Source organism: Ferribacterium limneticum, from assembly GCF_020510565.1.
Lineage (GTDB): Bacteria > Pseudomonadota > Gammaproteobacteria > Burkholderiales > Rhodocyclaceae > Azonexus > Azonexus limneticus_B.
The window spans coordinates 1727273-1739997 of the sequence record NZ_CP075189.1 but is presented as its reverse complement, the minus strand read 5'-3'; the positions used below and the strand labels follow the sequence as shown (position 1 = coordinate 1739997).

The window sequence follows — 12725 nt, the reverse complement described above, 5'->3', positions numbered from 1 at the left end:
TGGCAGGATACAGGAATTCAAACCCGGCCGGCCAGCTTACTGGGCTAACTGGTAACGCCGTTTCCCGGCCGCCTTGGCCCGGTACATCGACTGGTCGGCGCAGCGGATGATGGCTTCGGGCGTGCTTTCCAGCCCCATCTGGGGAAACAGGCAAATGCCGATGCTGGCGCTGATCGGGGGCATATCGGGGAGACCGGCGACCGGTTCCTCGATGATCCGGATGAGCTTTTCAGCAAGATGGGCGGCGGCGTCGCAGGAGCCGATGTCCTGCACGAGCAGGAAGAATTCATCGCCACCGAGGCGCGAAATGGTGTCCGTTTCACGCGTCGCGGCAACCAGGCGGCGGGCGATTTCCCGCAGTACCGTGTCGCCGACTTCGTGCCCGAGCGTGTCGTTCACACTCTTGAAGCCGTCGAGATCGACAAAAAACCCGGCGTGTCGCTCGGAATCCCGCCGGGCCAGCGCCAGCGCCTGATTCATCCGGTCGTCGAGCAGGTCACGATTGGGCAGGCCGGTCAGCCGGTCATGCAGCGAACGCTGGAGATGCAGGCGACGCTCCCGATCAAGTTGCACCTCGCGCAGAAAAAGCTGGCGCCGCTGGTATTCGACCAGATAGCCGGCGGCACCGCCGATCAGGTTGGCCGAGATCATGAAAAAATTCTGGCTGAGCAGCATCGGGTCGGGATAGGCGCTCACGAAACCGAACAGCAGGTTGTAGAGCAGCAGCACAAAAACGTTGATGCCGAGCGCCTGGATAAAGCGGGCGCCGATCAGGTTATAGGTATAAAACGTGGCCAGCATGAGCCCCGGGTAGTAGTAGGCGCTGCTGTCGACGGGCAAGTGCCAGAGCATGGCGATCAGGCCGAGCGAAGCCGACAGCCCGACCTGGGCGAGCAGGAACTGGTTGGCTTTCTCGAACCACGGCGTGAAGGTCAGCACGAGAACCCCCAGCGGCACTGCCAGGGCCAGCATGCGGATGACCCAGACCAGCCCGAGCTGATTGGGCGGCACGAAAAGGTGATCGAGCGCGCCATAGACAAAGTACACAAAAACGCCAACGACAATCGCCGCCCGGCCTTGCAGACGCAGGCGCGGCAATAGCTGCCGGAGGAAGGCACGCTCGGTTTCCGGATCATGGAAACGCAGGGTGAGCGGATGCATTCTGTTCATTGATGGACCGCCTTGAAAATGCTTCGCGTCGGCAAAATGAAACGGTTTTCGGACAATGTGGCCCGAATATGACTTTGAGCATAAATCAATGTTCCTGTCGCCGACAACAAGGGTTTACACAATGTCGCAAGCGCCATGGGCTATGGCAATATGCGCAGATGCATGCCCTGCCCCACCTTTCAGTGATCGACTGGATCTCGCTGGCCATCTTTTTCGCCAGTTGGGCCGGCTATGCCTGGTACTCAGAACACAGCCAGCGCGGCGCCAACGGCCTGATCCGCACGGCCCAGCGCTACCGCCTGGAATGGGCCTACCGCATGCTCGAGCGCGACCTGCGGGTGGCCGACTCGACGCTGATCGGCAACCTGGTGACCAGCGTTTCCTTTTACGCCAACACGACTATCTACATCATCGCCGGCCTCGTCGCGGCGCTCGGCGCCTCGGACAAGCTGCTCAGCTTCACCTCCGAACTGCCCTTCGGCGGCGCCGGCAACCGCGAGCTGCTCGAAATCAAGCTCATGCTGCTGCTCGCCTCCTTCGTCTTCGCCTATTTCAAATTCACCTGGTCGCTGCGCCAGTTCAACCTGCTGTCCATCCTCGTCGGCGCCGCGCCCCTGGGCAAGACCGGCGAACCGGGCATCGACACCTACGCCAGGCGCGTGGCCGGGGCCAACAACCTGGCCGGCGACGACTTCAACCGCGGCATCCGGGCCTACTACTTCGGCCTCGCCGCCTCCGGCTGGCTGCTCAACCCGGCCATCCTCGGCGCCTTTGCCGTCGTCGTGCTGGTCGTGCTCTTCCGCCGCGACTACCGCTCACCGGCCCTGCAACTGCTGCGCGACTAAGTTGGTGCAACCCAAACCGCAACTGGCCGGCATCGGCTTCGGCCTGCTCGCCTACGTCATCTGGGGCTGCTTTCCGATTTACTTCCGGCAACTGGCGGAAATCTCGCCGATGGACATCCTGTCCAACCGCACCGCCTGGGCTTTTGTCTTCGTTACCCTGTTGCTGACGCTGCGCCGGCGCTGGGACAAGGTCATCGCCATGTTCCGCACGCCGCATCACCTCGTTCGCCTGAGCATCGCTGCGCTGCTCCTCGGCAGCAACTGGCTCGGCTTCCTCTGGGCGCTCGACCAGCATCAACTCGTCGCGGCCAGCCTCGGCTATTTCCTGACACCCATGGTCAACGTGCTGCTTGGCCTGCTCGTCCTGAAAGAAAAACTCAATCGCAAGGAATGGCTAGCCATCGCACTGGCCGGCGTTGCCGTCGGCAACGAACTGCTGGCCCTTGGCACAGTGCCGTGGATTTCGCTGTTTCTCGCCGGCACCTTCGGCAGCTACGGCCTGTTGCGCAAACAGGTGCCGGTCGATGCGATCTCGGGCTTGTGGCTGGAAACCCTGGCCATGCTGCCCATCTGCCTGATCTACGCAGCCTGGCAGGCGCAACACGGGCACATGGTTTTCAGCCTTTTTTCGGGGTGGACCGCAGCCTTGCTGATCGGCTCCGGCATCATGACCGCCCTGCCCCTCATGGCCTTCGCCGCCGCCACCCAGCGCCTCGACCTGGCCACCGTCGGCATGCTCATGTACATCAACCCGACCATGCAGTTCGTCACCGCCATCTGGATTTTCGGCGAGCCATTGCAGATCGAGCGCCTGGTCAGTTTCGGGCTGATCTGGCTCGGGCTGGCTGTCTTCAGCGTCAGCATGTGGCAGAAGTTGCACCGCAACTGAACGGCAAAGGGGATAATTCCCTGACCGGATAACCCGAGGCACCGCATGTTCGAGAGCACCCTGATCATCCTGCTGCTGATCGCCGCCAGCGCCTTTTTCGCCACCTCGGAAATCGCCCTGGCCGCCGCCCGCAAGCTCAAGCTCCAACAACTGGCCGACGACGGCGAGGCGCGGGCGAGGCTGGCCCTGGCCCTGCAGGCCCAACCCGGCCATTTCTTCACGACCATCCAGATCGGCCTCAACGCCGTCGCCATCCTCGCCGGCATCCTCGGCGAAGGAGCCTACGCGCCGTACTTCACGACCCTGCTCATCCCGTACTTCGCCAGCCCGGAAACCGCCGATACGCTGGCCACGGTGCTTTCCTTCCTGCTCGTCACCTCGGTTTTCATCCTCTTCGCCGACCTCGTGCCGAAACGCATTGCCATCGTCGCCCCCGAGCGCATCGCGTTGCGCATCGCCGGCCCGATGACGCTGTGCATCCGTTTGCTGTCGCCGCTGATCTGGGCCTTCAACGGCATCGCCAGCCGCATCCTGTCGGCCCTTGGCCTGCCCCAGAAGCGCCCGGACGACGTCACCACCGAGGACATCGTCGCCCTCGCCCAGGCCGGGGCCGATGCCGGCGTGGTCGCCGAGCAGGAGCAGCAGATGATTGAGAACGTGCTCGAACTCGACACGCGGACGGCGCCATCGTCGATGACCACGCGCGACGCCATCGTCTGGCTCGATGTTGACGAGGAGGAGGCCAGCCTGCGCGCCAAGCTGGCGACCCGCCCGCACTCGAAATACCCGGTCTGCCGCGGCGAAATCGACCAGCCGCTCGGCTACGTCGACGCCAAGGACCTGCTCAGCCGCATCATCGCCGGCCAGCCGCTGGGGCTCGACACGCCGCTGCTCAATCCCGCCCTGATCCTGCCCGACACCCTGACGCTGTCGGAAATCCTCGGTCATTTCCGCGCCGGCCGCGAGGATTTTGCCCTGATCATCAACGAGTACGCGCTAATCGTCGGCCTGATCACCCTCAACGACCTGACCAGCACGCTGGTCGGCGACCCGCTGATCGACAGCGACGAAGCCCAGATCGTCCGTCGCGACGCCGATTCGTGGCTGATCGACGGCCTGACGCCGATTGGCGATGTCGAGACCGAACTCGACCTGCCGCCCTTCCCCGACGACAGCCAGTACGAAACCGTCGCCGGCTTCATGATGTACATGCTGCGCAAGCTGCCCAAACGCACCGACAGCGTGGTCCATGGCGGCCTCAAGTTCGAGGTCATCGACGTCGACCGTAACCGGATCGACCAGCTACTCGTCACGCGCCTGCCGCCGACCGCGTAAAACCTGCCGCCGCAGGCGATAATCGGGCGATGTCCCGTTTCCTGATCTACGCCATCGTCTTCATCGAAGGCTTCTGCTCGCTCGGCGCCGAAGTCATCGCGCTGCGCCGGCTGGTGCCGCACATCGGCAGCTCCATCGTCGTCACGGCGCCGACCATCGGCTTCTTCCTGCTCGCGCTGGCGCTCGGTTACGCCTCGGGCGCCAGGGTCGCCGGCAACTACCTCAACATCGTCGCCCGCAATTTCCTGATCGCCGCCGCGCTGGCCGGCATCGGGCTGGCCGGTATCAGCGTGGACTGGATGTTCGCCCACCTGCAGCCGGTGCTCGTCGCCTACCTCGTCTTCATCGGCGGCGTGCTTTGCCCGCTGGCCTGGCTGCTCGGCCAGACCGTGCCAATCCTGACCAACCTCATGAAAGCCGAACGCACCGGCGAGGCAAGCGGCCTGGCGCTCTACTGGTCCACCCTCGGTTCCTTCCTCGGTTCGATCAGCCTTTCGCTCATCGTCATGCAGTGGCTCGGCGTTTCGGCCGCCGTCTTCGCCTGCGCGCTGGGTCTGCTCATCGGCACCCTGCTGCTGGCCGGGAAAGATTTCAAATCTTGGCTTTTTTCCGGGTTGACCGTGGCAATGGCTGCCGGCTTCAACCTGCAGCACGACGTCACGGCCGACACGGCCTACGCCGAATATGTCATCGGCGCCGTCGATCTCCCGGGCCAAAATAACCCGCGCGCCTTTTGGGTCAACAAGTCCACCGCCTCGCTCATCGACAATTCATACCCGCCCAACTACACGCGTTACATCAAACACCTGCGCCAGATCCTGCTCGACGACCTCGGCTTCACGGGCAAGGACATCCTCGTCCTCGGCGCCGGCGGCTTCACGCTGTCGCACCACGAACCGCTCAACCGCTACACCTACGTCGATATCGACCCGGCGATCCGCGACATCGCCGAAAAGTATTTCCTGCGCGAACCGGCCCGCGGCGAATTCATCGCCGACGATGCCCGCCGTTTCGTGGCGACCAGTGAGCGCCGCTTCGATGCCGTCGTCGTCGATGTCTACAGCTCACACACCTCGATTCCCAGCCACCTCGTCACCCGCGAATTCTGGGCCAGCACGCGCCGCGTGCTCAAGCCGGACGGCGTGCTGCTCGCCAACCTGATTCTCGATGGCAAACTGGAAACGCCCTACGCCCGCAACCTGCTCGCCACCATCGACAGCGTTTTCGGCCGTTGCGCCGTGGACGTGCTGCACAAGGCCAAGGCGCTGGCCAACGTCGAAATCAGCTGCTTCGCCAGCAGCCGGCCGGGCGAAACGGGCATTTACGTCGACGAGAAAAACCGGGCCGACCTCGACCGGGCAAGGTAAATCTAGGCCTCGCCAGGCAACTTGGGTTTAGCGTCATCGGCCGGCACCAGCACGGCCCGTCGAGTCACGCCATTGCCGTGCCAGAACAGCAACGCCCAGATCAGCGAACCCAGGGGCAAGACCACGCCGACGCCGAAGAGGCCAATCTTGACCCGGCGCCCGAGCGATGAACGGGCCGCGAACATCATTCCCGTCGCTTGCGGCAACCGGCGCATCCAATTGGCGTAGGCGCGCAGCCATGCTGCGGCAGTTCGTGTCATGACGGGCATCCTCATCTGGTCGTGCCCGATTATCGAGGCCGCGCATTGCCGCCAGATGACCGTGCGCCGATTTGATGCGCCCGACCCGCAAATTTCTTTGGATACTAGCGGCCGTTATTCCGGGCTTGCCGCGCCATCCGGCTTTTTGCCCTGCAAGGGCAGCACGACCCGGAAGGTCGAGCCGACACCGACTTCGCTGCTCACCTCGATGCGGCCATCGTGTTTCCTGACGATGTCGTAGGACAGCGAAAGCCCCAGCCCGGTGCCCTTGCCGACCGGCTTGGTGGTGTAGAACGGCTCGAAAATGCGCTTCATGACGGCCGGCGTCATGCCCTTGCCGGTATCAGCCACCTCGATCCAGGCCCAGGTGTCATCGTGGCCGCTGCGCACCGTAATCGTGCCGTGGGTCTCGATGGCATGAACCGCATTGACCAGCAGATTCATCACCACCTGGTTGATCTGCGCCGCAACGCAAGGCACCGGCGGCAGGTCGCCGAGTTCGCGGACGACATCGGCCTTGTATTTCAGCTCGTTCCAGGCCACGTTGAGCGTGCTTTCGATGCCGCTGTTGAGGTCGGCATCCTGCCAGGCGGATTCGTCGATACGCGAATAATTCTTGAGATCGACGACGATCTTCTTGACGCGCTCCAGACCGTCGCGCGACTCCGTGAGCAGATCGCCCAGATCGTCCTTGAGATAATCGAAATCGATGGCCGCAAAATCGGCCTCGCTGGCCTGGCCGCTGCGGCAACGCTCGAGCAGGGCAATCATCTGCTCGCTGTAATTTTTCAGCGACCCGAGATTGGAATTGACGAAACCGACCGGATTGTTGATTTCATGGGCCACCCCGGCTGCCAACTGGCCAATCGAAGCCATTTTTTCCGACTGCAGCAACTGGCTCTGCGAGGCCTCCAGTTCATCGACCTTGTGCGCCAGCTCGAACCAGCGGCGGCGCAGGACTTCGAGCAGGAACCAGCCGGCCGCCACCACCAGCACGAAACCGATGCCGTAGGTAATCCGGGCCTCGCGCTCGCCGGCCGCAACCACCTCCTCGATCGGCTCGTAGCGCTGCGAAACGCTCAGGCCACCGCGCACATCGCCAACCTGATAACCCTGCCGGGCATGGCAGTCGAGGCAACTTTTCTTGACCGGCAGTGGCGCCATGTAGCGCAACATCGCCCCCTGCGGGCCGCGCTCGACGCCTGTGGTTTCCTTGATGCCCTGCTCGAAGGAGAGCAGTGCCTGCCGTTCCCAGGCATCCGGCTCGTTTCCGGGGCGGATCGGGCGCAGGCTGCTCAGGCGGAAAATGGCGCCGGACGAGGCTTCGGCCGTTTCGCCGATGAGGCGGGTCATATAAGCCGGATTGACCATGGTCATTTCGACCCCGTCGGTCGTCCGGACATCGCGACGCGGATGCACAAGGTAGGGATTCGGCTGCGTGTAAGGCGTCACCGGCACATAGATGCCGCCATGACTGGAGTTCCAGTTGCGGGTCAGCAACACCATCCGGAACATGTTGCGAGCGCCTTCGACAGCCACCTCGGTCGCTTGCTGGCGCGTCTGCTCGTTGTGGGATTGCAGCGACACCCCGACAACCGCGCCCCAGACTACAAGCAGGATCAGCCACCAGCGCCGCTCACGTACGACGCGGGGAACGACACGACCGGTAGCAGAGAGTACGTAAGCTTCCAAAAGACAAAAATCCAGAACTCGCAGGAGCCAACAATAACGCAGGAATGCCGTCAGTGCACCCGATCTGTATCAATGAAACCTTATCGTAAAACCTAAGCCCGTCGCCGCAACGCCATGTGCATGGTGATCATCGCCGGAATCCGCTTGTCGAGGTCGGAGCCTTTCTGGCAACCGAGCATCAGGTGCAGCAGGCCGCTGGTGAACGCCCAGGTATCGCGCGCCGTCGCCTCCGGGTCGAGACCCAGGCGCAAGGCGCCCTTGTCCGCTGCCTTGCGGTAGAAGCGTTCCATTTTTTCGAGGAATTCGTAGGCCGGGCGGCCGGCCTCTTCCTGGACGGCGGCGAATTCATCGACGTATTCGCAGCGTGAAATCATGATTTCGAAGACTTCGCGCACCACCGGGCAATCGTCGAGGACGCGGAAAAATTCTTTCAGCGAGGCTTCGATGGCGTCGAGCGGGTTATCGTAGGCTTCGGAAAAGAGCAGGGAGTCTGTCCTCTCGACCATAGGTGCGAAAACATCTTCGCGCATGGCGAAAAACAGCTCGGCCTTGTCCTTGAAATGCCAGTAGATGGCACCGCGCGTGACACCGGCCTCCTTGGCAATTTTTTCCAGCGTCGAACGGCTGACGCCGCATTCGTGAAACACCGTGCGCGCCGATCCGATAATGTCCTGACGGGTTTTTTCCGCGTCTTCCTTGGTTTTTCTGACCACTTTGTCCTCTCCCGGCCTGGCAACTTTCTGGCTTGGCCGTTGCCAATGTTAAGCCATCAACTTCGACACCGAAAATATTTTACATACATTCGTGTTTGTATATAATAGCCCAAACTTTTCTAAATTTGGAGTCCTTCCCCATGATTTCCGGAAATCTGCTGCGGCGTACGACGCTTTCGACCCTTCTCGGTGCAACGGTTCTTGGCACCGCCCTGCTCACCGGCTGCTCGGACAACAAGCCGGCCGGCGGCCCGCCGATGGGGCCGATGCCGGTCACCGTGCTGGAAGTTCAGCCGCAGAAGGTGCCCAGTTCGGTCGAGGTCATGGCGCAGACTGAAGGCGCCCGCGAAACCGAAGTACGCGCCCGCGTCGCCGGCATTCTGGTCAAGCGCCTGTATCAGGAAGGCGAGACGGTCAAGGCCGGCCAGCCGCTGTTCCAGATTGACCGCTCAAGCTACGAAATCGCCCTGGCCGAAGCCAAGGCCAAGGCCGAGCAGACCAGCCGCGAAATGAATCGCCTGAAAGGCCTGATCGAAGCCAAGGCGATCAGCCAGAAGGAATACGACGACTCCGCCTCGAATAACGCCATCGCCCAGGCCGCCCTGCGTCAGGCCGAGCTGAATCTGTCATGGACGACGGTCACCGCGCCGGTTTCCGGCACCACCGGCCGCGCCGCCAAATCCGAGGGCAACCTGATCACGGCCGGCGCCGACAGCCTGCTCACCTCGATCTACCAGAGCAACCCGATCTGGGTCCGCTTCAGCCTCGGCGACAGCGATCTGGCCAAGCTGGCCGGCGGGCGCGTGACCAACAAGAATGTCAGCGGGGTCGAGCTGATCCTGGCCGACGGCTCGGTCTATCCGAAGACCGGCAAGCTCAATTTCCTGGCCAGCAACATCGACACCACGCTCGGCACCCAGGCCCTGCGCGCCGAGTTCGACAACCACGACACCCAGTTGCTGCCCGGCCAGTTCGTCCGCATCCGCCTGCTCACCGGCGAACGCGATGGCGTTTTCCTGGTGCCGCAGTCGGCCGTCGTGCAAACCGAGCAAGGCCCGCTCGTCATGCTGGCCGGTGAAGGCGACAAGGTTACGCCGCGTCCGATCCAGGCTGGCGAATGGCGCGGCAAGGACTGGGTCATCCTCGGCGGCCTGAAGGCTGGCGACAAGGTCATTATCGACAACCTGATCAAGCTGCGCCCCGGCGCTCCGGTCGCCCCGCATGGCCCTGGCGAAAAGCCGGGTGCCCCGGCCCCGGCCAAGGAAGGCGCCCCCGCTGCAGCCAAGGAAGCTGCACCGGCACCGGCCAAGCAGGGTTAAGGAGCAGCCATGTCCAAATTCTTCATCAACCGGCCGATTTTTGCGTCGGTCATCTCGATCATCATCGTCATCGCCGGGCTGGTTGCCTCGCAGGTGCTGCCCATCGCGCAGTATCCGCAGATCGCCCCGCCGACCGTGCTGATCACCGCGACCTACCCGGGCGCTTCGGCTGAAACGCTGGCCAAGACGGTCGCCGCACCGATCGAGGAACAGTTGAACGGGGTCGAAAACCTCTCCTACTTCACCTCGTCGGCGGCCGCCAACGGCGTCGTCACCATCACTGCAACCTTCGATGTCGGCAGCAATGTCGACATCGCTGCGGTCAACGTCAATAACCGGGTAAAAGCGGCCGAACCGCGCTTGCCGGCCGAAGTACGGACCAACGGTGTGCTCGTCCAGAAACGCTCCAACGACATTCTGCAGGTCGTCGCCCTGGAGTCCGAAAAGGGCAAGTACAGCACCCTCTTCCTGTCCAACTACGCCAGCCTGAACATCGCCGACGAGTTGAAGCGGGTCAAGGGTGTCGGCGACGTGACCATCTTCGGCGCCCAGGATTACTCGATGCGCGTCTGGCTCAAGCCGGATCGCATGGCGCAACTGGGCCTGACGACCAACGACATTTCGACCGCTATCAAGGCCCAGAATGCCCAGAACGCGGCCGGCAAGATCGGCCAGGAGCCGGCGCCGAGCGACCAGCAACTGGTCTACACGGTGACCGCCAAGGGCCGCCTGCTGACGCCGGAGGAATTCGGCAACATCGTCATCAGAGCCAGCGGCCCAAGTGGCACCCTGCGCCTCAAGGACGTCGCCCGCATCGAGCTTGGCGCCTACAGCTACGAGCAGAGCGTGACGCTGGACGGCCAGCCGACCATCGCCATGGGCGTTTTCCTGCAGACCGGCGCCAACGCGCTGGAAGTGGCCGAAAAAGTGCGTCAAAAAATGGACGAGCTCAAGAAGAAGTTCCCGGAAGGCATGGGCTACGTCATCCCCTTCGACACGACGCGCTTCGTTTCCGCCTCGATCAATGAAGTGGTCAAGACGCTGATTGAAGCCATGATTCTGGTGCTGGCTGTTGTCTATATCTTCCTGCAAAGCTGGCGCGCTACCCTGATTCCGATGGTCGCCGTGCCGATTTCGCTGATCGGCACCTTCGCCGGCCTGTGGCTGTTCGGTTTCTCGATCAACACCCTGACGCTGTTTGCCATGGTGCTGGCCATCGGCATCGTCGTCGATGACGCCATCGTCGTGCTCGAGAACGTCGAGCGCCTGATGGCCGAAGAAAAGCTGTCGCCCAAGGATGCGGCGATCAAGGCCATGCAGCAGGTTCAGGGCGCGCTGATCGCCATCGTGCTCGTGCTGGTCTCGGTCTTCGTCCCGGTCGCCTTCCTAGGCGGCATTGCCGGCCAGCTTTACAAGCAGTTCGCCGTGACCGTCGCCGTCTCCGTGGTGCTTTCCGGTGTCGTCGCGCTGACCTTGACGCCGGCGCTGTGCGCCCTGCTGCTCAAGGCGCAGCACACCGAGCACAAGCTTTTCCGCCCTTTTAACCGGCTGTTCGAGAAATTCACCCGCTCCTACACGACGACGGTCGGCTTCACGCTCAAGCACGGCATCGTCGGCGGCCTGATTTTCGCGCTGGTCATCGGCATCACTGTCTTCTTCTTCCGCACCCTGCCGGGCAGTTTCGTGCCGGCTGAAGACCAGGGCTACCTGATTTCGGCCCTCATGCTGCCGGACGGCGCGACGCTCAAGCGGACGGCCGCTACCGGCGAGAACATGCGCCAGATGCTGAGCCACGACGAGGCGGTCAAGCACACCTTCGTCGTGTCCGGTTTCGACCTGATCGGCGGCGGCAGCAAGCCGAACGCCGGCACCATCTTCATTCCGCTCAAGGACTGGAGCGAACGCCAGGGCAAGGCGCAGGATCTGGCCGGCAAGTTCATGGGCATGGGCATGATGCAGGCGGATGGCATGGCGCTCGTTTTCAACCCGCCGCCGATCATGGGCCTGGGCACTGCCGGCGGTTTCGAGGTGTATTTGCAGAACCGCCTCGATGGCGACACCCGAAAGCTCAATGAAGTCACCCAGCTGTTCATCGCCGAACTGCAAAAGCACCCGGAATTCACGCGCATCAGCACCTTCTTCCGGCCGACCGTGCCGCAACTGTTCGTCGAAGTCGACGAGCCGAAGGCGCTGGCGCTCGGCATCCCGCTTGCCCACATCTACGAAACCCTGCAGAGCACGATGGGCGCCCTGTACGTCAATGACTTCAACAAGTCCGGCCGGGTCTATCGCGTCCAGCTACAAGCCGAGGCCAACTACCGGACCAAGCCGGAAGATCTCGGCAAGGTCTATGTGCGCAGTTCGACGACCAATGCCATGATCCCGCTGTCGGCGATCAGCAAGGTCAAGAACGTCGTCGGTCCGGAACAGGTCGAGCGCTTCAACGGCTTCGTCGCCGCCAAGGTGATGGGCGACAGCAAGCCGGGGATCAGCTCGGGCGATGCCATCAAGATTGTCGAGGAAGTTGCGGCAGCCACCCTGCCCAGCGGCTTCGAAATCTCCTGGACCGGCCAGGCCTTCCAGGAAAAGCGCAGTTCCGGCTCGTCGATGCAGGCTTTCGTCTTCGCCATCATCATGGTCTTCCTGATCCTCGCCGCCCAGTATGAAAAATGGTCGCTGCCGCTGGCCGTCGTCATGGCCGTGCCCTTCGCGTTGATGGGCGCCCTGACGGCGATCTGGCTGCGCGGCATGCCGAACGACATCTACTTCCAGATCGGCCTCGTCGTGCTCATTGGTCTGGCGTCGAAAAACGCCATCCTGATCGTCGAGTTCGCCGCCCAGAAGTACGCTGAAGGCATGAACGTGGTCGATGCCGCGATGGAAGCCGCCCGTTTGCGTCTGCGCCCCATCGTCATGACCTCGCTGGCCTTCGTGCTCGGCGTCTTCCCGCTCGTCAAGGCCACCGGGGCCGGCGCGGCGGCCCGGCAGTCGATGGGTACCGGCGTTTTTGCCGGCATGATCGCGGCGACCTTCATTGCCACCATTTTCATCCCGCTCTTCTTCAAGTGGCTGGAGCGCGGCAAGCAGATGCTGCCGGCCGGCGACGCAGACGACCACCAGTCGGAGGAAAAATAA

At 62.8% G+C, this 12725-nt stretch carries 10 protein-coding genes; 6 read left to right on the top strand and 4 right to left on the bottom strand.

Features of this window, described 5'->3' with window-relative positions:
- Positions 1-36 precede the first annotated feature (36 nt).
- Positions 37-1170, bottom strand: a complete 1134-nt coding sequence (locus KI610_RS08360; RefSeq protein WP_226498181.1) for a GGDEF domain-containing protein — start codon at positions 1168-1170, stop codon at positions 37-39.
- A 158-nt stretch (positions 1171-1328) separates the two neighbouring features.
- Here KI610_RS08360 and KI610_RS08355 point away from each other — a divergent pair, with 158 nt between their 5' ends.
- The 4 genes from KI610_RS08355 to KI610_RS08340 are packed head-to-tail and all read left to right on the top strand — an operon-like array spanning position 1329 to position 5606.
- Positions 1329-2015 (top strand): DUF599 domain-containing protein, encoded by a 687-nt coding sequence (locus KI610_RS08355; protein ID WP_226498180.1) that lies wholly within the window; start codon positions 1329-1331, stop codon positions 2013-2015.
- Between the two features lie 4 nt (positions 2016-2019).
- Positions 2020-2904: an EamA family transporter RarD gene (rarD, locus tag KI610_RS08350; RefSeq protein WP_226498179.1), complete on the top strand. Its 885-nt coding sequence runs from the start codon at positions 2020-2022 to the stop codon at positions 2902-2904.
- Positions 2905-2949: 45 nt separating this feature from the next.
- Positions 2950-4239, top strand: a complete 1290-nt coding sequence (locus tag KI610_RS08345; RefSeq protein WP_226498178.1) for a hemolysin family protein — start codon at positions 2950-2952, stop codon at positions 4237-4239.
- Positions 4240-4268: 29 nt separating this feature from the next.
- Positions 4269-5606 carry a fused MFS/spermidine synthase gene (locus KI610_RS08340; protein ID WP_226498177.1) on the top strand — a complete coding sequence of 446 codons (1338 nt, stop codon included), beginning with the start codon at positions 4269-4271 and terminating at the stop codon, positions 5604-5606.
- 2 nt (positions 5607-5608) lie between these two features.
- Here the strand turns inward: KI610_RS08340 and KI610_RS08335 are convergent, their stop codons facing one another.
- From KI610_RS08335 to KI610_RS08325, 3 genes are all read right to left on the bottom strand, one after another.
- On the bottom strand, positions 5609-5866 hold the full coding sequence (locus tag KI610_RS08335; protein ID WP_226498176.1) for a hypothetical protein: 258 nt from the start codon (positions 5864-5866) through the stop codon (positions 5609-5611).
- 114 nt (positions 5867-5980) lie between these two features.
- Positions 5981-7558 (bottom strand): ATP-binding protein, encoded by a 1578-nt coding sequence (locus KI610_RS08330; protein ID WP_226498175.1) that lies wholly within the window; start codon positions 7556-7558, stop codon positions 5981-5983.
- Between the two features lie 92 nt (positions 7559-7650).
- The gene (locus KI610_RS08325) at positions 7651-8271 is read right to left on the bottom strand and encodes a TetR family transcriptional regulator (protein WP_319004218.1); all 621 of its coding nucleotides are present in this window, start codon (positions 8269-8271) and stop codon (positions 7651-7653) included.
- Between the two features lie 140 nt (positions 8272-8411).
- Between KI610_RS08325 and KI610_RS08315 the strand changes: the two genes are divergently transcribed.
- Positions 8412-9590: an efflux RND transporter periplasmic adaptor subunit gene (locus tag KI610_RS08315; protein ID WP_226498174.1), complete on the top strand. Its 1179-nt coding sequence runs from the start codon at positions 8412-8414 to the stop codon at positions 9588-9590.
- 9 nt (positions 9591-9599) lie between these two features.
- Positions 9600-12725: an efflux RND transporter permease subunit gene (locus KI610_RS08310; protein ID WP_226498173.1), complete on the top strand. Its 3126-nt coding sequence runs from the start codon at positions 9600-9602 to the stop codon at positions 12723-12725.